The organism is Biomaibacter sp. TOL (assembly GCF_059717795.1).
The window spans coordinates 2,085,166-2,106,024 of sequence record NZ_AP046092.1 but is presented as its reverse complement, the minus strand read 5'-3'; the positions used below and the strand labels follow the sequence as shown (position 1 = coordinate 2,106,024).

General features: G+C 44.4%; 21 protein-coding genes and 1 other annotated feature. Of the genes, 1 reads left to right on the top strand and 20 read right to left on the bottom strand.

Annotated features, from left to right (window positions below):
- Positions 1 to 18: 18 nt before the first annotated feature.
- The 9 genes from AC6I1H_RS10550 to trxA all read right to left on the bottom strand — a co-directional run bounded on the left by AC6I1H_RS10550 (position 19) and on the right by trxA (position 9,745).
- A complete protein-coding gene (locus tag AC6I1H_RS10550; RefSeq protein ID WP_497737555.1) occupies positions 19 to 1,071 on the bottom strand; it encodes a sugar ABC transporter substrate-binding protein in 1,053 nt (350 codons plus the stop codon).
- 155 nt (positions 1,072 to 1,226) lie between these two features.
- Positions 1,227 to 3,098, bottom strand: coding sequence for a sigma 54-interacting transcriptional regulator (locus AC6I1H_RS10545; RefSeq protein ID WP_497737554.1), 1,872 nt, complete (start codon positions 3,096 to 3,098; stop codon positions 1,227 to 1,229).
- 216 nt (positions 3,099 to 3,314) lie between these two features.
- Positions 3,315 to 3,824 (bottom strand): tryptophan transporter, encoded by a 510-nt coding sequence (locus AC6I1H_RS10540; RefSeq protein ID WP_497737553.1) that lies wholly within the window; start codon positions 3,822 to 3,824, stop codon positions 3,315 to 3,317.
- A 129-nt stretch (positions 3,825 to 3,953) separates the two neighbouring features.
- Positions 3,954 to 5,303 (bottom strand): TrpB-like pyridoxal phosphate-dependent enzyme, encoded by a 1,350-nt coding sequence (locus AC6I1H_RS10535; RefSeq protein ID WP_497737552.1) that lies wholly within the window; start codon positions 5,301 to 5,303, stop codon positions 3,954 to 3,956.
- A 129-nt stretch (positions 5,304 to 5,432) separates the two neighbouring features.
- Positions 5,433 to 5,770 (bottom strand) — a binding site (T-box leader).
- A gap of 90 nt (positions 5,771 to 5,860) precedes the next feature.
- A complete protein-coding gene (locus tag AC6I1H_RS10530; RefSeq protein WP_497737551.1) occupies positions 5,861 to 6,850 on the bottom strand; it encodes an ornithine cyclodeaminase family protein in 990 nt (329 codons plus the stop codon).
- Between the two features lie 99 nt (positions 6,851 to 6,949).
- Entirely contained in the window at positions 6,950 to 7,363 is a 414-nt protein-coding gene (locus tag AC6I1H_RS10525; protein WP_497737550.1) for a Fur family transcriptional regulator, read from the bottom strand.
- A 52-nt stretch (positions 7,364 to 7,415) separates the two neighbouring features.
- Positions 7,416 to 8,234: a metal ABC transporter permease gene (locus tag AC6I1H_RS10520; RefSeq protein ID WP_497737549.1), complete on the bottom strand. Its 819-nt coding sequence runs from the start codon at positions 8,232 to 8,234 to the stop codon at positions 7,416 to 7,418.
- A 48-nt stretch (positions 8,235 to 8,282) separates the two neighbouring features.
- Positions 8,283 to 9,077 carry a metal ABC transporter ATP-binding protein gene (locus AC6I1H_RS10515; protein WP_497737548.1) on the bottom strand — a complete coding sequence of 265 codons (795 nt, stop codon included), beginning with the start codon at positions 9,075 to 9,077 and terminating at the stop codon, positions 8,283 to 8,285.
- Positions 9,078 to 9,430: 353 nt separating this feature from the next.
- Complete coding sequence (trxA, locus tag AC6I1H_RS10510; RefSeq protein ID WP_497737547.1) at positions 9,431 to 9,745, bottom strand: thioredoxin; 315 nt, start codon at positions 9,743 to 9,745, stop codon at positions 9,431 to 9,433.
- A 256-nt stretch (positions 9,746 to 10,001) separates the two neighbouring features.
- Here trxA and AC6I1H_RS10505 point away from each other — a divergent pair, with 256 nt between their 5' ends.
- On the top strand, positions 10,002 to 10,787 hold the full coding sequence (locus AC6I1H_RS10505; RefSeq protein WP_497737546.1) for a helix-turn-helix domain-containing protein: 786 nt from the start codon (positions 10,002 to 10,004) through the stop codon (positions 10,785 to 10,787).
- A gap of 54 nt (positions 10,788 to 10,841) precedes the next feature.
- On the opposite strand, the gene AC6I1H_RS10500 is transcribed toward AC6I1H_RS10505, so the two are convergent.
- From AC6I1H_RS10500 to AC6I1H_RS10450, 11 genes are all read right to left on the bottom strand, one after another.
- A complete protein-coding gene (locus AC6I1H_RS10500; protein WP_497737545.1) occupies positions 10,842 to 11,129 on the bottom strand; it encodes a CC/Se motif family (seleno)protein in 288 nt (95 codons plus the stop codon).
- Between the two features lie 353 nt (positions 11,130 to 11,482).
- A complete protein-coding gene (locus tag AC6I1H_RS10495) occupies positions 11,483 to 11,824 on the bottom strand; it encodes a hypothetical protein (protein ID WP_497737544.1) in 342 nt (113 codons plus the stop codon).
- 354 nt (positions 11,825 to 12,178) lie between these two features.
- Positions 12,179 to 12,982 carry an ExeA family protein gene (locus tag AC6I1H_RS10490; protein WP_497737543.1) on the bottom strand — a complete coding sequence of 268 codons (804 nt, stop codon included), beginning with the start codon at positions 12,980 to 12,982 and terminating at the stop codon, positions 12,179 to 12,181.
- Positions 12,975 to 14,324 carry a transposase gene (locus AC6I1H_RS10485; RefSeq protein ID WP_497737542.1) on the bottom strand — a complete coding sequence of 450 codons (1,350 nt, stop codon included), beginning with the start codon at positions 14,322 to 14,324 and terminating at the stop codon, positions 12,975 to 12,977. Before AC6I1H_RS10485 ends, AC6I1H_RS10490 begins: the two co-directional genes overlap by 8 nt.
- Before the next feature lie 60 nt (positions 14,325 to 14,384).
- The gene (locus AC6I1H_RS10480) at positions 14,385 to 14,966 is read right to left on the bottom strand and encodes a DUF6431 domain-containing protein (RefSeq protein WP_497737541.1); all 582 of its coding nucleotides are present in this window, start codon (positions 14,964 to 14,966) and stop codon (positions 14,385 to 14,387) included.
- Between the two features lie 351 nt (positions 14,967 to 15,317).
- On the bottom strand, positions 15,318 to 16,391 hold the full coding sequence (locus tag AC6I1H_RS10475; protein ID WP_497737540.1) for a potassium channel family protein: 1,074 nt from the start codon (positions 16,389 to 16,391) through the stop codon (positions 15,318 to 15,320).
- 237 nt (positions 16,392 to 16,628) lie between these two features.
- The gene (locus AC6I1H_RS10470; protein ID WP_497737539.1) at positions 16,629 to 16,934 is read right to left on the bottom strand and encodes an AzlD domain-containing protein; all 306 of its coding nucleotides are present in this window, start codon (positions 16,932 to 16,934) and stop codon (positions 16,629 to 16,631) included.
- The gene (locus AC6I1H_RS10465) at positions 16,927 to 17,658 is read right to left on the bottom strand and encodes an AzlC family ABC transporter permease (protein ID WP_497740761.1); all 732 of its coding nucleotides are present in this window, start codon (positions 17,656 to 17,658) and stop codon (positions 16,927 to 16,929) included. The genes AC6I1H_RS10470 and AC6I1H_RS10465 overlap by 8 nt, the downstream gene beginning before the upstream one ends.
- Positions 17,659 to 17,851: 193 nt before the next feature.
- Positions 17,852 to 19,249 carry a cobyrinic acid a,c-diamide synthase CobB gene (locus tag AC6I1H_RS10460; RefSeq protein ID WP_497737538.1) on the bottom strand — a complete coding sequence of 466 codons (1,398 nt, stop codon included), beginning with the start codon at positions 19,247 to 19,249 and terminating at the stop codon, positions 17,852 to 17,854.
- Positions 19,250 to 19,362: 113 nt separating this feature from the next.
- Positions 19,363 to 19,932, bottom strand: a complete 570-nt coding sequence (pth, locus tag AC6I1H_RS10455; RefSeq protein ID WP_497737537.1) for an aminoacyl-tRNA hydrolase — start codon at positions 19,930 to 19,932, stop codon at positions 19,363 to 19,365.
- 65 nt (positions 19,933 to 19,997) lie between these two features.
- Positions 19,998 to 20,636, bottom strand: coding sequence for a 50S ribosomal protein L25/general stress protein Ctc (locus tag AC6I1H_RS10450; RefSeq protein ID WP_497737536.1), 639 nt, complete (start codon positions 20,634 to 20,636; stop codon positions 19,998 to 20,000).
- Positions 20,637 to 20,859: the final 223 nt, after the last annotated feature.

The following is a 20,859-nucleotide window of genomic DNA, read 5'->3' as shown; positions in this document are numbered from 1 at the left end:
GCTATTAAATTATTTAATTTACCAGCGCATATCGGCGGATATGGAACCAACGGTGTCTTTAGTTACAACAATTGGAGCCATTTTTATAATCGGTGTCTTTGTAAACCTGGAAGAATCGATTTGCCCGGCAGATCCGATAAAATAAAGCGCAAGGCGGGCTGCTGTGGCACCCTGGTCATAGCAGTTGGTGTATATTGTGCCTGTGAGTTTTCCCTGTTCTATATACTCCAGCGCCTTTTTCTCTCCATCTGCACCCCAAATCACCATATCTTTTAAGCGACCCGCCGCTTCAGCAGCCTGAGAGGCTCCTTCTGCCATCGCATCATTAATCGCAAAAACGGCGTCTATCTTCGGGTATTTTGTGAGGAAATCCCTCATTACTTCATTGCCTTTTTCAGTGAGCCATTCTCCGTTCTGAGCATCAAGAATCTTTAGATTGGGATGTTTGGCTATCCCATCCCTGAAGCCTTTCTCCACATTGATACCCCGTGATGCTCCCGGAGGCGCCTGGATAATAACTATATTGCCGTCTTTGTCACCGATGGATTTTGCAATCTGCTCGGCCACAAGATTGCCAGCTTCATAGTCCACCATTGCTACCAGGGCTGCGTGCGGAGTATCAACATCAAGGTTCAATGTAATCACCGGAATGCCCGCAGCCTCGGCTTCTTTAACCGTACCGGTAAGGGCTGCAGAATCGTTTGCCTGTAGGATAATACAGTCATACTTCTGATTTATTAAATCCTTCATTATCTGAGATTGCGTTTCGGCTGAAGCTTTGCCGTCAAAGGCCTGCAGTGTAATATTCGTATAGTATTTTAGCTCTCTTTTTATCCCTTCACCCCACGCGGCTGCCACAGAATCGCCGATGACATTTGGTACAAAGCCAATTTTAATGGCATCTTGATAAGGATTTTTTGCAGCTACAGTGCTTGCTGAATTGTCAGACGAGGCTGCCGGTGTACTGGACGGATTGGATGTGGACACGCTGCAGCCCGTCAACAACAGCGACACTACCAATGTAAGAATTCCCACAATAGTAATACATTTTTTGGAAAACCGTTTTTTCATCTTTATAAGCCCTCCCTGATAAATATTTTTTTTAATCATGCCATAGCATGACAAACATGATAAAGAAGATATTTAGATGTTTTGCATTTATTAAATAAGCAATTTCCATGCCATATTTTAAATGGTTATTTTTCAGATAAAAAACATGCTCTTTTTCATGTTTGAATTTCATTTGTTTCAATTTTGAAAGCTTTATTCATCTTCCTCCATAAAGTCACCCTGCTGATATTCAATTTCCTACAGACTTCTTCAGGTCCATAACGTTTTAGCATCTGTTTCAAGATTTCAATCTCCATATCTTTCAAGCTGCTGCCTTCTAAAATTTTAATATAGTTTCCGTCTTTCTCATCCTGTGCCTCTTCGCTTAAAAGTGATGATATTAACAAAGGGTCCACAACACTGTTTTCATCGTTTAAGGCTATTAATTTTTCTGCCAGGTTCCTGAGTTCTCTTATATTGCCCGGCCAATTATACTCGAGCAAAATCTTTACTGCACCATCGCTCAATTTAATATTTTTATTGCATTGTTTATTAAACTTATTCAAATAAAAGTCTAAAATCTTAATAATGTCCCATCCTCTTTCCCTTAGAGGCGGAATCACAAGTTTTAATACATTTATACGATAATACAGATCTTCTCTAAAGGATTTTTCGCGCACCATTTTCAAAAGGTCTTTATTGGTAGCGCATATTATCCTCACATCCACAGGTATTATTCTGTCATCGCCTATCCTCATTATTTCTTTTTCCTGGAGGACTCTGAGAAGCCTGCCCTGAATATCCGGCGGCATTTCACCGATCTCATCTAGAAAAAGCGTTCCTCCATGCGCCAGTTCAATTAATCCTATTTTCCCACCTTTTCTGGCGCCTGTAAAAGCGCCTTCTACGTATCCAAAAAGCTCACTTTCAATTAAATTGTGAGGAAGTGAGGCACAATTTATAGATACGAACGGGCCGTTCTTTCTTTTGCTGTAATTGTGTATGCTCTGGGCGAAAATTTCTTTTCCCGTCCCGGTCTCTCCATAAATGAATATATTGGAATCCGTGTGGGCGTATTTTTTTGCTTTTTCTATCACATTCTTGATTTTATCCGATTCTCCTATGATATCATCGAAGCTTTTTTTCGCATAAAATCCTTTTTCATACAAAGACAACCTTATTTTGCGTTCGGAAGCCTGAATATTTTTAACTTCCTGAAAAGCTATGACATAGCCTTTATGAACTTCATTAGAATAAAGCGGGATGATTCGAGCAAAAATTTTATTGTTATTTACATCCAGTATCTTTTCCTCGTTCTTATACTTCAAAAGGGAATAAACCTCATCAAAATTGATAACATTGTTTTTACCAGTAAACACTTTTTTTGCAATATTATTATAAAAACTTATACGACCGTCACCGGTAACCGCCACAATACCTTCTTCAATGTTGTCGATAATAGCATTTAATTGTGCAGCGCGCAATCTTTCCTGCTCTTTTGCCCGGATAATGTTTAATGCTTCTTTTATAGCCATTTCGATGGCTACTTCACCTGAATCCAGCAGTTTTGTTTTCATATTATATTTCCGGGCAAATTCTATGGCCATTTTATCCCCCACAACAGCTTCTATCCCCTGTTTATTCAGTTCCTCTATGGCGTTTTTTATTTCCTCTACATCTTTGCACGGGCGAAAGAATATTTTTGCACCAAAAAACTCATAATCTATTACATTTTCTTCCAAAATACTTTTGCGGCTGATTACCGCTATTTTTTTTATGCCTGTTTTTGCAATCTCGGAGATTGCATTCATAAAATCATTAATCGATAATTTTATTTCTACAACGGAGATATCTTTTAAAGTTTTTAAAAGTTCTGCCGTCCCTCCTCTGCTTATTATCACATCGGTATCAGGATATCTGTTTACAATTTCCAGCGCCGTTTCCATATTCCCGACTTCAATTATTAAGTTAATATTCATTTGTTGTGACACTTTCAGTGCCGTTTCGGCGATATTTTTGAAAGGTGCAATGAATAATATAGAACTCATCCGATCGCTTCCCTATAAAAAAATTTTATATTACTATTTCTTCTCCTAAAAAGCAAATTCCTTCTCATAAATTAAATTAGTGTAGAAACTAGGTCCGCTGCCGGAGATGGTCAAAGGCACCTCCGGAAGGAAAGTGACTTTTACACCAAAATCAATGATTGATTCTATAGAAAAAGCCTGCTGCTTTAAAGCAACAGGCTCGTTTTTATGTCAGGGCTACGCTTTCTTCATCACCTTTCTTGCCGAGAACACCACATTGTAACAGATGTATGTCACGAAGGTGTTGATGGCTGCAGCGGGGAGTACTACTGTCACGAACAGCACCGGGAAAGCCACCGGAAGGCTGCCCACTACCAGCAGAGCAATGGTGAGAAACACCGTGCCGCTTTCCACGGTTCCCAGGAATCCTACTAAAGGCACCGATATATGGGGGGAAAGTTTTGCCGTGAGCTTTATGAGGAATGATACCACGAAGGCTGTGATGATTTCTTCAAAGAAGTTGGCCACCTGCCCGCCGGGAAAGCTGGTGGTGAGGGCAGCGAAGGTGCCGCCGATGACGCCAGCCAGGAAGGCGTTCTTCGGACTGTTGTTGATGTAAAGGGCTACAAAAAGCATCGCCAGCAGAAAATTGGGCTTCATGCCGCCCACGATGGGCGGGGTGATCTGGTGGAGCACCAGACCTATTGATAAAAGCAGTGCGGTTAATACCATATCTTTCAGTTTCATGGAAATTCCTCCTTAAAAATTTTTTTGTTTAAAGTTTATCCAGGGCGACAGATAGAATAATTTCATCTGCCGCCCATTTTTTGTAACTTTATGTGTCAAAGCAACCGTCCCCGTGACACTCGTGACACATTAAGGCAGGGCGTTTATGAGTTCTTGTAATGTCTCCTCGGAAAGGCTTGAATCTGTCAGCTTTCCGGAGAGGTAGGCATCGTAGGCGCTCATGTCAAAGTGACCGTGGCCGCTGAGGCAGAACAGGATGGTTCTTGCTTCTCCGGCTTCCCTGGCCGCCAGGGCTTCGTCTATGGCCGCCCTTATGGCATGGGAGGATTCGGGAGCGGGGATTATGCCTTCGCTCCTGGCAAACAGTTTGGCGGCTTCAAATACAGCCAGCTGGCCGTAAGCCTTTGCTTCGATCAAGCCGTCATGCAGGAGCTGGCTCTGTATCGGGGATGCGCCGTGGTACCTGAGTCCGCCGGCATGGATTCCCGGGGGTACGAACTCGCTGCCCAGAGTATACATCATCATCTTCGGGGTCAGGTGTGCCGTATCGCCGTAATCATAGGTGAATTTTCCTCTTGTGAGGCTGGGACATGCGGTGGGTTCCACTGCTACGATGCGGGTCTTTTTGCAGTCTTTTATCTTGTCGTGTACAAAGGGCATGGCTATGCCGCTGAAATTGCTGCCGCCGCCGGAACAGGCAATGACCACATCGGGGTAATATCCCGCCTTCTCCATCTGTTTCTTGGCCTCCTGACCTATGACCGTCTGATGGAGCACCACATGGTTCAGGACGCTCCCCAGGGCGTAATTGGTATCACCATGCTTTACCGCATCTTCCACGGCTTCGCTGATGGCTATGCCTAGGCTACCTGTAGAGTCAGGGTCCTTTGCCAGCACGGCCCTGCCCGCCTCGGTCCTGTCGCTGGGACTGGGTATGACCTCCGCTCCGAATAACTGCATCATGGACCTCCGGTAAGGCTTCTGCTGGAAGCTGACTTTTACCATATAAACGGTGCACTCCAGGCCGAAAAAGCTGCAGGCCATGGCCAATGCGCTGCCCCACTGCCCGGCGCCGGTCTCGGTGGAAAGCCTCTTGATGCCTGCTTTTTTGTTGTAATAGGCCTGCGGCACGGCGGTGTTCAGCTTGTGGCTGCCGGCAGGGCTCACACCTTCGTGTTTAAAGTAAATCCTGGCAGGAGTATCCAGTGCTTTTTCCAGCCTCCGGGCCCGAAAGAGCGGCGACGGCCTCCACAGCCGGTAAATCTCCCGGACCTCATCGGGGATCTCTATAAATCTTTCGCGAGACATCTCCTGCTCTAATAATGCTTTCGGAAAGATCGCCGCCAGTTCTTCCGGCGCCATAATCTCGCCGGTCCTGGGGCTGATGGGCGGCTGCAGGGGGTTCGGCATGTCAGCCTGAATGTTGTACCAGTGAGTCGGTATTTCCTTTTCGGTCAAAAGGATTTTTATCTCATCCATGAGAATCAACTCCTTTTAAAATTATTTATATCTCAACATTGGGCGTTAATCTCCTTTTATATTCCAGTTCCCTTCAAGTCAAAGGCATCACCCCTGTTTTTCAATAAATCAAAAAGCATCCATCCCATAGATAGGGACGGATGCTTTTCCGCGGTGCCACCCAAATTGGCTGTGCATACGGTGACGGTGATAGGCGGGTCGGCCGTTTTATAATCAAAAAAAGCACTTCATCCTTTAGGATAAAGTGCCCTCCTGCCACCTAAATGCAAAACCCTCTTTCCGGATACGGCAAAATACTGCGATATCCTGTCCCGTGCTAACGGGGGACTTCCCGTATGCGGCTACTTATAGCTTTCACCGCATCTTCTCCGGGGCCCATTCACCTTGACTTCCGGTACCGCACTCCCACCTCAGGCGGCTCTCTGGAACTTTCCATCAGGGTTACTATTCCCCTTCATCAAATTAAGCCTTCAAATTTGTTGTAAATATATTAGCACATTTTTTTAAAAAGTGCAATAGGTTTTTAAAAAAATCTCTGATAATTTTAATGTGCCGTCCTAAAATTGAATCTGCCTTCCCACACCCTGTTCAAGCGCTTTTTTATAAATTTCATAAGCTGTGACCACATCCTGTACTGCAATACCTACGGTTTTAAACAGGGTTATTTCTTTTTCGCTCTGCCTGCCGGGTATCTTGCCCGATATTACTTCCCCCAGTTCCCCGTTTATTCTGTCCGAGTCAATGGCGCCGTTTTTCATAGGTATAATGAAATCGCCCGCTTCCGAAAGAACAGCTTCCTTTGAATCCACATAAACTCTGTCGGCCCTCTTCACCAGGTATTCGTCGAGTTCCTGCATGTCGGGGGTATATGCGCCGACACCGTTCACATGGGCGCCTTCCTTTATAAGCCGCCCATCAAAAACCGGCCTTTTTGATGTGGTTACGGCGGTTATCACGTCGGCCAGAGGCAGAGCTTTTTCAACACCGACATCCGCTATAATCTCCGCACTGAAATCCGCCAGCTCGTTCTGCATCCTTTCGGCAAATTCATTCGCCCTCTGTTTATTTATATCGAAGACGTATACTCTTTCCAGATTTCTCACCGTCAGCATTGCCTCCAGCTGCGCTGCGGCCTGCCCCCCTGTGCCGAAAAGCACACCGATTTTCGAATCTTTTCTTGCCAGAATGTCCGTGGCGGCTCCCTGAGCGGCTCCCGTGCGAAGCTGGGTTAGATAAGTCCCGTCTAAAATCGAACACACTTCCCCGGTTTCTTCATTTACAAGCACCATAGTAGCCTGCACAGAAGCCATCCCCTTTTCTATATTGCCCGGAAAAACAGAAACTATCTTGACTCCGCCGCTGTCCAGGTCATTCACGTACGCCGGCATATAAAGGGTCTGGCCCCCATATTTTGGAATATTGATATTTACTCTGAGCGGCACCACGCTTTTGCCCCGAGAATACATACCGAAAGCCTGCTTTACAGCTTCAATGGCATCTTTCATTGAGAACACTTTTTTAATGTCGTCTTTCGTTAAAATAAGCATCGTCAGACCCCCTTGTAATTAAATATTAGCTTCTGCATCAAAATAAATTGTTGAATTAACCTGTCAATGTCACCTTCCTATACAAACCCATCATGCCGTTCAACATTTCCTGCATTTATCGCAGTACCCGTATATTTCGAAACGGTGCTCCGTCGGGGTGAACCCCTGTTTTTGGAGTTCACGGCCCAGTGTTTCCATGGGGCAAAAATCCAGGGTAAACGAGGCTCCGCAAGATTTGCATATGACATGGTGGTGGTGCCCTTCCTGCCGCCGGATTTCATAAAGGTCGCCGCCGTTTTCTCTGTGGATGCGGCACAAAATCCCCTTCGAAAGAAGCATATCCAGATTTCTGTAAATAGTGGAAAAATTTGTGCCGGGCAAAAGCTCCAGCACCTCTCTGAAGAGCTCCTGGGCGCTCAGGACTGATTCGGACTTTTCCAGCACCGTTAGAATCGCTTTGCGCTGAGGGGTAACTTTTAATTGTTTTTGTTTCAGCATCTCGTCTATGCTCATCAAAATTGCTCCCATTTCATTGTAAATTCGGCTCGGTCACGGGTTTTTCAATTTAAAAATTTTTATACCCGTCTGTCCGCAATTTTTTTGCCGCCAGAACGGCCATCAGGATGACCGCCGATATGAGCACTATGGTTCCGCCGGGTGCCAGGTCGAATACGAAGGAAATGGACAGCCCCGATATTACAGAAAACACGGCAACTCCTACAGCGATGACAAAGGTGGCCCTGAAGCTCCTGGCGGTTTGGAGGCTTACAGCAACTGGAATCACCATGAGGGCCGAAACCAGCAGGGTCCCCACCACCCGCACCGACAGGGCTACCGCTAGGGCGGTAAGCAGCGTGAAATATGTATTCACAGCATCTACCGGTATTCCGGAAAGTCGGGCGGATTCCTCATCAAAGGTAATGGAAAAAAGTTCCCGGAAAAGCATCACCAGTGAAAGTATAATGAAAAGCCCCACGCCGGATATTACCCATACATCGGAAGGGCTTACCGCAACCAGGCTGCCGAAGAGGTACGAGAACAAATCAGCATTGAAGGATCTACCGAGGCTTATCAAAACCACTGCCAGCCCCATGCCGCCCGACATCACTACCGCCAGCGCCACTTCGGCATACTTGCTGAAAGCCTTCCGGATGGCTTCAATAAAAAGCGCCGCCAGGGCTGAAAATGCGAGAGCGCCGTAAAAGGGATAAAACCCGAACAGCATACCGGCGGCCACTCCGGAAAGGGCTGCGTGGGAAAGGCTGTCCCCCACTAAAGACATGCGCCTTAGCACCACGAACACCCCCATGGAGGAGGCCAGCACCGCGGTGATTACGCCTGCTATAAATGCTCTCCGCATGAAATCAAAAGTGAATAAATACATGAATTTTCCTCCTGAAATAAGATGTCGGATGCCAGATGTCAGATTAAATTAGTGATTTTTTACATCAGGATATCCTTTGTTCGGGGGTATCCTGTACCCCAGAACTTCGGCAATATGCTCTTCGGTGACCTCATCGGTATTATTATGAATATAGACTCTCCCGCTGCGCACGCAACCGATCTTTTCTGCCTTGTCAAAAGCCGCCCCTATGTCATGGGTTATAATGACCACTGTAATCCCCTCACGCCTGTTCAACTCCTTGAGAAGCGCATAGAATTCCCGGCTTGATGCCGCATCGATTCCTGTGGTGGGTTCGTCCAGGAACAGAGCTTCGGGTTTTTTCACCAGGGCCTTTGCCAGAAATACTTTCTGCCGTTGACCGCCGGAAAGTTCACCGACCAGTCGGCGAGAAAGCCGGGATATGCCGACAAGCTCAAGGGCATGCTCCACCGCCTTTCGCCTCCGGACAGTGTCAAAAAACTTCCCAAAGCCGCTGTAAAACCCCGACGACACCACTTCCTCCACCGTAGCGGGAAATCCTGTGTTTACCTGGGCAGCGAGTTGGGAAACATAGCCGATCCTGTTCCACTCCCCAAAACGCCTCACATCCCGGCCGAAAAGCCTCACCTCGCCGGTCCTGGGCAAAAGAAGCCCCACCATCAGTTTCATGAGTGTGGATTTGGCGGCACCGTTGGGACCTATGAGTGCGAGAAACTCTCCCTCCATCACCGAGAGGCTTACGTCTTCCAGCACCGGAGTGCCGTTGTAGCCGAAGGTAACATCGGTGAGTCTTACGACTTCAGCTTTGTTTTCACATTTTTTATAAATATCGTACGCGCCCATATGCATAACTCCTAAAAATTATTGCAAAGCTTTTTTTAGATTCTCCAGGTTTTTCTCCATTATGGAAAAATAATCTTTATTCCTTTTTCCCGACAGATTTGAGTAAGCTCCGCTTGGAATTTTACTTATTAAATCTATCTCTACCAATTGCAACTCGTTTGCATTTGCATTCATATTATATATTTTATCCTTCTCTATGTCAATTCATTCCATTAAAATTCGGGACAAAATAATCACCCTGCCTCGCACGCAGTGTGATTAATATTTAGAAAACCACACTGTGGCAACCGCACCCGTCGGTGCAAAAACCCCGCCGGATGGCGGGGCCTTCAATTTGAGGGAAGTTTTTGGTTTTAAATACCGATTTCGGCAATAATATCACGTTTTGGTCTGAAGCCTATCAGTTTGTTTACCACCTGGCCGTTTTCAAAGACCAGCAAAGTGGGGATGCTCATTACGCCGTATCTGGCAGCGGTCTCCGGGTTTTCGTCCACATCCAGCTTGCACACCTTGAGGCTACCCTCGTATTCTTCGGCGATTTCTTCCACTACTGGGGCCAGCATGCGGCAGGGGCCGCACCAGGGCGCCCACATATCAACCAGGACTTTGCCTTCGGCTTGAATAACTTCCTGTTCAAAGTTTTCGTCGGTAACGGTTATTGGTTTCATCTTAAAATCCTCCTTATATTCAATATATTTTTATTTTGTTGACCAAACTATTAATATATACTATAATTTAATTATAGTATATATAATATTTCGAGTTTAAAATAAGCATGTGAATGTATAGTTCGCAAATGCTTTTTGTGCCGACTTCTGCTTTCATTTGATAGAACGGCAGAGAGTTGCGGCACCGAGTCATCTCCAGCAAAAAAATGACTTTCTACTGCTGAAACATAGATATTATTTTGAAAGGGGCATATTCATGATAGACGGCAGATTGATCCGTAGTTTCCGCAAGAAGCGGAACATGTCGCTCCAGGAGCTCGCCCGGCGGGCGGAACTTTCGGTCTCTTACCTGAGCGAGATCGAACGGGGGAAAAAGGAGCCAACTCTCGAAACTATAGAAAAACTGGCAGCAGCTTTGAACGTCTCGAAAGAGGGTTTCTTCCCCGAAGCGGACACCTTAACCGCGGCCCCCACGGTCCTGGGTGAAAAAATCGCCTTACTCCGCCAGAAAAAAGGGATTTCTCAGTCAGAACTGGCCGAAAAAGCCGGCATTTCCGCAGCGTATTTGTGTCACATTGAAAAAGGCAAGGTGCTTCCGGCGGTGTCCACTTTGAGGACTATAGCCCGGGCTCTGGATGTGTGCACCGATGATATTATTTCATCTGCCAACCATGTAGGATATAAGATTAAGAAAATACGCCGGGAGCGGGAGTTAACCCAGGCGGATCTTGCCGCCAAAGCCGGTGTGTCCACCGGTCTCATAGGCCAGATCGAAAGCGGAAGGGTGGAACCTTCCATAAAGACCCTGGAAAAGATCGCCTCGGCTCTTTCGCTTTCGCCGTGCTATTTCGTAGCGGACGACGACGAGATATCGTCGCTGTTCAAACCCATGAACCCCGCCTTAAAAGAGCTTCTGCTGGACCCCAAGGTGCGGTCAGTGTTGGAGATGGTGGCGGACTGCACCGAGGAAGAATTCAGCTTCATTCTCAAGTTCATACAACTTTACAAGGAGCATTGTAAAAGCGCTTACGACAGGGATTAAATTTTTCCGCTGTCTGTTATAACTCCCCGTCTTACATTTGGAGGGCTTTAACTTTCAATAGTTGAGCGGTGCCACCGCCAGACCTTTGAACATGCCAAAACCAGAGAGATATATCCTTAGACCTTTTTCCGCATCCACGAAGGGGCTTATATAGATTTTTATGCCGTCTACATTTTTTAGCGTGTAATCGTTCGGCTCAGCCGGTGCGCCTACATACACGGCAGGCATATACTTGCATCCGGCTCACCCGCCGCCGTAGCGCTCCAATTTTATGGTAATGGCGTCGTTTTTCCTGTCCTGAATATATTTTTTTGCCTTTTCGTCGATTTCGATATTTGCCATATTTTTCACCTCCATCTCTTTATTAAATTATACTATTATTTATTTTCGCTGTCAATAAGTATAAATATTTTTTGTAAAATATTTCTTCACAGCAAATAAAAAATCCCCGTACATATTCTTCGTCGGGGATTCTTTAAAATTCAAGGGATTTTATTCCACAAAAAAGCGGTGCTTCAGCATGTCTTTTACGAGCATATTTAACGGACTTTCCCGGGGTATGCCGCAGATTTTGTCCAGCACTTCGTCTATGCCTTCGTTTTTTATCATGTTCTGCAGCGCTAGGGCTTCGCCGTCTTCTTCATAATCAAACTTGAGTGCAGCTGCAATGCCGAATTCCCTTCCATCCCTCTCGTTTATATCCGATTTCTCTGTTTGATTTCATTTATTTCGGCCTGAAGCCTGGATATCATGTTTTTGAGCTCTTTTATCTCATTGAGGGCTTCAATTTCTTCCTGCTGTATCTGCTCTATAGCGGCGTCGCGATCGGTTTTTGCAGCATTCTGAGCAAATCTTTCTTTTTCCCTGCGGCGGTCCTTGTACTCTTCCACGACCTCTCTGCCTTTTTTAGCAAGACCTATGGCTCCACTCACTCCCTTGACTATTACAGGCCTGGCCATTTTTTTAAACTTAGGCACCATTATAAAAGCCACTACCGCAGCTCCAAGACCCCAAAAAAAAGATTTTATCCTCGGCAAAACCATCCCTCCCCTTTCTTGCGGGAATAGATTTATATTCTCACATGTTTAATCTGCCCCTCTAAAAATTTTATATGCTGAAAAATATTGCAAGTCCGGTTTTGGGATATATCACTGCTCCGGCAAAAGAGGCAATTTTGCAAGGTCTGCCCTATCAGATTTGTATCATATTAACCGTCGGAAGAAATTGCGGCGAACTATATTGTAGCCTCTCAGGCTTTCTGACCGCATCCTGCTCAAATTGAACGTCCGAAAATTTGACTCACTTTATTTGACCATAGAAACCTGAACCTTGAAAACATCCCTCCGAGTAGGTAAGGTTTGACCCTTGCCCACTCATAGAGGGAAAATACATCATACCGCAAACTCATTTTCAATTACAACCCTGACCATATGGTCATCTATCAAACGCTTTTGACTGGCTGAGGCCGAAAGCAGACAGGCAAGGCAGACATTGTTTATCTTTCTTGCAATGCCTCCGGAATATTCATAGATAACATCCAGAGCATCATCAGTGAAGATTGAGGAAGTTGCTCCGGCAATCTTCAGATGGTGGCAAACATATTCTTTGGATTCCTGCCTGTCCATGGGTGGCAGGTGATACCGGAGATTTACCCTTTGAGCTATGGCTTCATAGACTTGAAGCTGCAATACTCTTTTAAGTTCCGGCTGGCCCACCAGTATGAGACTCAAAGGGTTGTAGGAGTCCATCCGGAAATTGAGTAAAAAGCGCATTTCTTCCAGCATTTCTTTATCTAACAGGTGTGCTTCATCGATTATGATAACGGGTGTTTTTCTTTCATTTTCCGCAAGGTCCAGTATTACCTGATGAAGCTGTCTTTTAGCCTGGCCCCGGTTAAACTTTGGTTCACATCCAAGCTGCCTTAAAGATTCCCAGTAAAAATGCCTGGGGGTAAGGGCTGAGTCGCTGATGTAGATAACCCTGTATTTATTGGGATTTAAAAGCTCAAGAAGTTTTCTTAAAGCAGTGGATTTCCCCGAGCCCACTTCGCCTGTTATGATGGCAAAGAGGCGTTTTTCTGCAGTGTATTTCAGCCTTGATACCAATTCTTCATATGCCGGGGTGACAAACAGTTTTCCTACAGGCAGATCCTTTTGAAAGGGTGTTTTCTCAAATCCAAAGAAAGGTTCAAACATTGTGTTCCCCTCCTTCCATACGGCGGAAGGGGATGGCACCTAATTTGTCTTTCATGCGGTTTTGAGCTTGTTTTTCCAATATGCTCAAAAGTCTTGAACCGGATGATTTTTGAGGAGTTGGGGCATCTTTTTTGCTATAGGACACTTCATTGTATTCTCCTATGATAAGCGGCCTTGCTAAACCCCGTTTTTGACCTTTATGCCATACTTCTATTTCTTCAAGGTCAAAGGGGTCATAGCGTAAATCCACAGTCTTTCTTACCCATTCAAGGCCCACTTCATAGGTTTTGCCGCAAAGTTTTACACAGCCGGTTTTATCAACTTTTCGGCTTTCTTCTCGAAGGAAAGCATCCCTTAGCTCGTCAATATTGGCAAAGCGCAAGCGTCGGGTATCCTTTTGGAATCGACCGGCCGGGGTTTCACCTTCTAAGGAGCTGTGGGAATGATGATTGTATCCTTCTTCCACCCAGGCAAAGAAGGCTTTGTTTAATTCTTCCAATGTCCCGGGGTTTTGGAGGCTTACCTCGGCTAAAAAATCCTCTACGGTGCGGTTAATTCTTTCAATTTTGCCCTTAGACTCTGCGGAATATATTGGGGTATTTATATGGCGGATGCCCAGTTTACCGCAGGCTACTTTAAACCAGTGTGAGATGAATATCTTGCCATTGTCTACATATACCGCATCGGGGATGCCTCGTTTAAGTATAGCTTTCCTGAAACAATCTTCCAGTATGGGAAGCTTTTGATTTAGATAAAATTCACCATGGCATATTAATCTTGTGGCATCATCGATGAAGCATATGAGGTATGAGCGTATCTTTTTCTTTGGATTCTCTGGGTCCGGAAGGTAGGGGCCGTATTTGACGTCAGCTTGCCATAATTTGTTTCTGTGCTCTTTTTGAAATCTCCTGAGGGCTTTGGGCTCTTTTTGCTTTAATTCTTTTTGGGTTAAACCTAAGTTTGCAAGATACCGTGTAAGGGTGGATCTTGCTACATCCCCGGGGGATATGAGCTTTTCCCCCTCCAGGATCTGAAGTATCCTTGTAACACTTCTTTGGGGCAGTTCTTGTTTTAGACTTATGGCTTCTTTTAAGATATCTTCCGGTATGGCTCTTGTTTGTCCCTTATCGGAGCGCTCTTTTGGCATTAATCCATTAAGGCCTTTTTGCCTGTAGGCCTGTAAGTAGCGGCGCAGGGTCCTCTCTGAGATTTGGCCTTTTGACAGTATTTCATTTCTTCTTTTCCTTCTTTCCGCTGCTTCAAGGTCTTCTTCCAGAAGGGGTGAGATTAGTACGAAGCGCTCCAGGGCTTTTTCCATACTTTCTTTGTTCATTTTGGTCATCTCCCCTGTTTTTTGTTTATCTAAAGACTACCACCAGGGGGAGACGGCCAAAAGAGCAAACTATGTTGATTTTTTTCCTAAAAGCCACAGGTTTGTGTTTTCCACAAAAAGCCAGGTGTTAATCTTTCCGAACAGGCAGCAAGAAAGAATATCGGGCAATAGTTTTAAAATGGTTCTTAAACGGCTAAAGCAGCTCCCTATTTCCCCGACTATGGATGACGTCTTGCCATACAGTCTGAACGCTATGCTCTCCAGAGTGCCTACAATTTCGCTTGAGAGGAGTTTAAATGTTTTTACCCAGCGTTTTGTGGTGGATATGTCCTGCTCTCCCTCTGTATATTCCGGTGAAATCCGTTTTTCCACCACATCTTCCACCGCTTCTTCAATCACTTTTGCCGGGTAATGCTTATAGGGCAAGATGAAATCCGGTATTATCGCATGGGTTCTCTTGCATTCGGGACAGTAGTATCTTGCTATGGGGAATTCTACTTTCCCGGCCGTTGTCTTTATTTTCCTAAGGTACATCCCATAACCTACAAGGGCGCTACCGCATATGGGACAGTGTAGTTTCTTTTGAGCTAACTTATGCAAAAAAATATTGAGATACTCCTTTACTGAAGAGCCTAAAAATGTTACAATCATAGTGCGTGTTATTTGTGGAGAAGGCCTTCAGTAAGGGTAGGTCGGAAACTAACACCTTACTTGAAGGCTTTCTCCTTTTTTCTCCCTCCCATGGCTTGCTTCTTTCTCTTTTTATTTCTTCAATAGGTGTTAAATTCCTTCTTAAAACGGTCAGGAAATTTGAGCAGGGAGGGGACAAAAAGAGTGAGAGGAAACACTATATTATTGAAGATATGTAAAAAATTATTGAAATTATATAAAAACAATAAATGCTAAATCCTTTTGATGTCCTTGCTGAAAATGCGATTAAGGAGTATAAGAAAGGCAGAACAAGGAAGATAGAGCAATATATTGAGGAGCACAAAATGGAAGTTACTTTTTGTAAATCTTTATTCTAGGAGCAATTTTCCTTTTTAGCGTTCTTATTTTTTCTTTGGTGCCAATATCTGATGATAGTATTGTACCTAGAAAAATTGTTATAAAAAGCATACTTGACGATATAATGAGAATGCTTGATATTTTACCCAAATAGCCATTAGGTAATATATCCCCATAGCCAACTGTGGCAAAAGTCACTACTGTAAAATAAAACAAATCGAAATAATCCGTAACTGGTATTTGATTGATTTTAAAAGAATTATTATCACGATTTTCAATTGATATCTGATTGCTTATAAATGATTTTTCGTCTAAGTTTGATACAAAGATAACCTCGCAAAATAAAATCAATAAAAGAATTATGAGCCAGGAAAATATTGCTTTATATTTATCTATTTTTTTATATCTGTTATTGGATGATACTAGTTTCTTGGGCTCTTTGACACAGATCATCAAACCTTTAAATGTTAGATAGTGACTATAGATAATGCCGCTAGCCATCAAAATTAATGTAAATACATTCTTTATATTTATTGCTTTTAACAATAAGAAAATTAAATTCTGAAATGGAATAAAAAAGCTAAATATTGCTAATTTTCCTATTTCGTTCTTTACATAACCAATATATTCTGATACAACCTCTATAGGTACAATTATTGCATAAAGCAATAAATGTATTATTGTAAATACTATTAGAGCCATTAAAATGGTAAATAAAAAAACCTGGAAACTGATGAGAGATTTGTATTTATCTATAGCTGCAGCATAAATCAAACTTAGAACAGACATTACCATTAATATTCCCATAATGTACATTAATATCTTTGTAAATAGAGGTTGGCTTGCAATTATTAGTTTATAAGGTTTACATATATAGGAAAGGAAATTTCTTGATATTTTTTTAAAATCTTCCTTAGTAATTCCTGATTGTCTTTTATTCTGAATATATCCTTCAGGAATTATTGTTATAATAAAGAACACTATTGTTAAAAATAAGAGCATTAAATTCAATATTAATGTTGCTATGCTTTTTGGCAGTTGTGGTAATAAATTAATAACTTTATCCATTTAAGTTGCTCCTTAACATGTATAATTATCATTTTAATTAATTTTATCATCTATAAATTTCCTTATCAATAAATTATTTCTTACCCCAACCGATTCGCATACAAGCGAGTAATATGACAAAAAGCCCTAAAATCAAACATTTCAGAGCTTTGTTAATGTCTAATTAGACAAGTAAATCTTTACCAATTATTGTCGGTGCGATACATTTCATACTCTCCTGCATGGGTCTATCGCTATTCAATGAAGAAGGCATCCGGCGATGTAAACCGTCAATATGGCTCCCAATGCCACTTTCATGAGGCCCTGTTCGAAATACGCCAGAATCAGTGCGGCGCCCATTCCGGCAGCCGAAGCAAACACATTGCCCGTAGAGTATAAAATAGCGGGAAATGTCATGGCTCCCAGCACCGCATATGGGACGTAATATAGAAAAGAGCGCAGAAACCTTGATTTTAATTTATTCTTAAAAACTGCTATGGGAAGAACCCTGGGTATATATGTAACCAAAGCCATCAAAAAAACCGCAATCAATGTTTTACTCAAGTTCATCCTCCTCTTTCGGATATATCACCGCGCCGGCAAAAGAGGCAATGATGGTTGCAATAATTATGCTCCAGCCGCTGGAGATATGGTTCGCATAGGGACCCCAGCGGAAAAACGAACTGATGCCGATTGCTGCCGCGGCCACGAAAAAGGCGGCTCTTGACCTTTTGGCCGCCGGCACCACGAGCGCAACAAACATGGCATACAGCGCAATCCCCATGGAACTCTGCACCGCCTTCGGCAGCACCGAAGACGTCAGCGCCCCCAGTGCAGTACCCAGCGCCCACCCCCAGTAAGGGCACGTGACAAGCCCTATGAAGTAATTGAATGTAATTTCCCCTTTTTCCATGGAAGCCACTGCAAAGGTTTCATCGGTTATTCCGAAAGCCATGATGCAGCGCTTTAAAAGAGCCATGTGAGAGGAAATTTTTTGTGAAAGCGAAAGCGACATCAGCATATATCGGATATTTATAACAAATGTGGTAAGACCAATCTCAAGAAGCGGGGCGTTTGCTATTATAAGATTGGTGCCTGCAAACTGCCCGGCGGATGTAAGATTGGACATTGATATAAGTATCGCAGTCCATACCGGTATTCCACCGCCCACCGCCATAAGGCCGAATGTAAAGGATACCGGGATGTATCCCAGGGCGATCGGAATCCCCTGCCTGAGGCCGTGGCAGAATTCTGCAAATTCCTGTTTTTTTCCGCCGATGATTTGCATTTGCGTTGCCAAAACAAAACCCTCCCGTTGCAGTATAATAACATTATTATATCATGGGAGGCCGACCGTTACAAACCGGTTGCGGTGATGGCCGGAAAATAAAAAGGTTCAACTAAATGTAAAACATACCATATGCAGTATTTTTAAAATATCAACGGACAGGCATATGGACAAAAAGGCCGTATTGCATTACTTAGGCTCCATCCCTGTACTTGACGCAGTTTTCTACAAAGTTTGCGGCAAGTTTTTGGTTTGACCAGAAATGGATATGCTGGTAGGCTGCCAGAACATTGCTTATTTTAATTCCGTCCCGATAAGTTGTTTGCCTGCCGCTTCCCATTTGTTTTTGTATATCATAGCAATAGTCAAGCTTCCGCCCATCTTCAATTTTTAATATTGAATAGTGAAATTCGTGGGCGCGAGTAGTAATTCCAGCGCCGCCCAGAACATTTTCTTTGCAAAAGTTAATAATCGAATAACCAAACCTCTGCAGCGTCGATGTCATCTCGCTGCAGGCAGGTATAACGCCTGCCATATCATATGATTCTCCATTTTTATCCCTGATAGCCCGGCAAAGGTACATCAATCCCCCGCATTCCGCGTAGGCAGGAAGGCCGTTTAATAGCTTTTGCCGCACATCATTACGCATGGAGGCGTTATTACTGAGCTCCTGTGCAAACACCTCAGGAAAGCCGCCCCCGAAGTAAACTCCATGAATCCCGTCCGGAAGCTTGCTCTCTTTCAGCGGACTGAAATATACAAGCTCAGCTCCCAGCATTTCCAATAGATCCAGATTATCCCTGTAGTAAAAATTGAAGGCTTTATCCCATGCCACAGCAATCTTAATTTTAGCCCCGGGATTTACGCCCGGAATGCCTGCTTCCGACTTTTGGAGCTCCGGCGCTTTGCTCGCTATATCCATCAGCATATCCAAGTCAACAGTTTTTTCAACTGCACAGGCCAGTCTGTCAAGCCTATCCCTCAAATCCGCCACCTCAACACCGGGCACGAGGCCGAGATGCCTTTCAGGCAGTGTATATTCCTTGGAATGCGGCACATATCCCAGGACTCTTACGCCGGTATTCCTCTCAATTATGTCTTTCAGGTAGATATACAGCCTAAGGCTATCTATCCTGTTTAAGATAACCCCCCGGATATCGGTCCCGCCCTTGAAATCCTTAAATCCATGCAACAGAGCTGCCGCACTCATAGCCATTCCATCCGCATTCATAACAATGACAACAGGGGATTTTAATATACGCGATACATGTGCAGTGCTGCCTTCAATGGAGCTGCCGCCGAAGCCGTCGTACAGGCCCATTACGCCTTCAATGAAAGCAAGGTCGCAGCCATAAGCATTCTTTTGGAACAGATGCATCACAGTCGTTTCATCCAGCAGCCAGCTGTCCAGGTTCCTTGAATGCCTTTCCGTTACAAAAGTGTGAAACATTGGGTCTATGTAGTCAGGACCCACCTTGAACGGCTGAATCATAATTCCCCGTTTCACCAATGCAGCCATGATGCCGGCGGAAAGTGTCGTTTTCCCACATCCGCTGTTTGTTCCCGCAAGAATGATCCTCGGTATTTTCAATGTTCTCTCCCTTTCAAAATAATACTTGATTCAAGAATTATACAAGGGCCTTGTTAAAAGCGTATGTAAGTTCCTGGACACTTAATGTTGTCAACAACTCCGTCCCCGTGACACTATGCTTCAAAGGAGTTGAATTTGTTCATGGCTTCTTGGACGCCTCCGGATATTATCAAAAGTGCCGCCTGGGCCGCCGCTTCCATGGCGGCTTTTATTTTTAGCGCCTCCTCGCCGTAAAAACTTCCCAGCACATGACCTGCGGCGTCCTTTTCGCCTTCGGGTCTTCCTATGCCCACTCTTATGCGGCAGAATTTGTCCGATGAAAGCTGGTATATGATTGAGTCCATGCCCCTGTGACCGCCGGAACTGCCTTCTTGGCGGATGCGCAGCCTTCCCACAGGCAGGTCCATGTCGTCGTATATTATAATAATGCGATCCCGCGGGATTTTATAAAAGTTTACCGCATCAGAAACACTTTCGCCTGAAAGGTTCATGTAGGTTTGCGGTTTTAACAGCAGAAGTTTTTCCCCTTCATAAACCGCTTCGCTTGTCAATCCCTTGAATTTTATCCTGTTTATTTTTACGCCAAGCTTTTCCGCAATCCTGTCGAGCACCATAAAGCCCACGTTGTGCCGCGTATGTTCGTATTCCTTCCCGGGGTTGCCTAATCCCGCTATCAGAAACATTATACCACCACCGCCTCTGCCGATTTATACTACATAAAAGGCGCAACAGAGTTGCGCCGCTATCATCAATCTTCTTCTTTCTTTTCCTTGCCCTTGGCCACCACTTCGGGTTCCGCCGCCTGCTCGCCAGCGGGAACCGCAGTATCTTCGGCAAGCTTAGGCGCCAGGATACTGATCACCACTTCTTCGGGGTCATCCAGTACGGTAAGTTTCTCATCCACTTTCAGGTCCCTAACAGTGAGCGTATCTCCGATTTGGAGATTGGAAATGTCGACTTCCAGATGTTCAGGCAAATCTTTCGGCAGGGCCTTTACCGAAATCTCTCTCTTTTGATGCTGCAGGATGCCACCCATTTTTACGCCTTCGGCATCGCCTTTTAGTACGATAGGTAAATCGAATTCTATCTTTTCCGTCATGGATATCCTGTAAAAATCCACATGCACTATGGCATCCTTGAAGGTGTCCCTCTGGATCTCCTTCATGAGGACCGGCTGTGTCCGGCCTTCCAGCTCAAGATTGATAATGGCACTTTCGCCGTGGGTCTTCAGAATTTTTAAAAGCTCTTTCGCATCGACGGCCACCGGGCAGCTGTCAATATTTTTTCCGTATAGCACCCCTGGCAACTTGCCCTTCCTGCGTATTTGATTTATGGTGCTTTTTTTTGAAGTATCTCGCCTTTCCGCTTTTAAAGCAATTTGCTCCATCAAAATTTCCTCCTTAATTTACTTCACCATGCCAATAATAGTTAGTATTAATTATAACCAATATCGCAGACTTAATCAAGCTACTGTATCGGAATTTTACCGCAATGGCTTTATGCAGCATTAATCACTAAATTTGTATACATATTTGTGAATTTTATCCTTAATTTTTGTCTGACCTCCGATTACCGACTTCTGACCACTGTATTATGTCTGCCTTCCCCTC

Coding starts and splice junctions, on each gene's coding strand:
- AC6I1H_RS10550 (WP_497737555.1), bottom strand. CDS start 1,071: ATGAAAAAACGGTTTTCCAAAAAATGTATTACTATTGTGGGAATTCTT.
- AC6I1H_RS10545 (WP_497737554.1), bottom strand. CDS start 3,098: ATGAGTTCTATATTATTCATTGCACCTTTCAAAAATATCGCCGAAACG.
- AC6I1H_RS10540 (WP_497737553.1), bottom strand. CDS start 3,824: ATGAAACTGAAAGATATGGTATTAACCGCACTGCTTTTATCAATAGGT.
- AC6I1H_RS10535 (WP_497737552.1), bottom strand. CDS start 5,303: ATGGATGAGATAAAAATCCTTTTGACCGAAAAGGAAATACCGACTCAC.
- AC6I1H_RS10530 (WP_497737551.1), bottom strand. CDS start 6,850: ATGCTTATTTTAACGAAAGACGACATTAAAAAAGTGTTCTCAATGAAA.
- AC6I1H_RS10525 (WP_497737550.1), bottom strand. CDS start 7,363: ATGAGCATAGACGAGATGCTGAAACAAAAACAATTAAAAGTTACCCCT.
- AC6I1H_RS10520 (WP_497737549.1), bottom strand. CDS start 8,234: ATGTATTTATTCACTTTTGATTTCATGCGGAGAGCATTTATAGCAGGC.
- AC6I1H_RS10515 (WP_497737548.1), bottom strand. CDS start 9,077: ATGGGCGCGTACGATATTTATAAAAAATGTGAAAACAAAGCTGAAGTC.
- trxA (WP_497737547.1), bottom strand. CDS start 9,745: ATGAAACCAATAACCGTTACCGACGAAAACTTTGAACAGGAAGTTATT.
- AC6I1H_RS10505 (WP_497737546.1), top strand. CDS start 10,002: ATGATAGACGGCAGATTGATCCGTAGTTTCCGCAAGAAGCGGAACATG.
- AC6I1H_RS10490 (WP_497737543.1), bottom strand. CDS start 12,982: ATGTTTGAACCTTTCTTTGGATTTGAGAAAACACCCTTTCAAAAGGAT.
- AC6I1H_RS10485 (WP_497737542.1), bottom strand. CDS start 14,324: ATGACCAAAATGAACAAAGAAAGTATGGAAAAAGCCCTGGAGCGCTTC.
- AC6I1H_RS10480 (WP_497737541.1), bottom strand. CDS start 14,966: ATGATTGTAACATTTTTAGGCTCTTCAGTAAAGGAGTATCTCAATATT.
- AC6I1H_RS10475 (WP_497737540.1), bottom strand. CDS start 16,391: ATGGATAAAGTTATTAATTTATTACCACAACTGCCAAAAAGCATAGCA.
- AC6I1H_RS10465 (WP_497740761.1), bottom strand. CDS start 17,658: ATGCAAATCATCGGCGGAAAAAAACAGGAATTTGCAGAATTCTGCCAC.
- pth (WP_497737537.1), bottom strand. CDS start 19,932: ATGTTTCTGATAGCGGGATTAGGCAACCCCGGGAAGGAATACGAACAT.
- AC6I1H_RS10450 (WP_497737536.1), bottom strand. CDS start 20,636: ATGGAGCAAATTGCTTTAAAAGCGGAAAGGCGAGATACTTCAAAAAAA.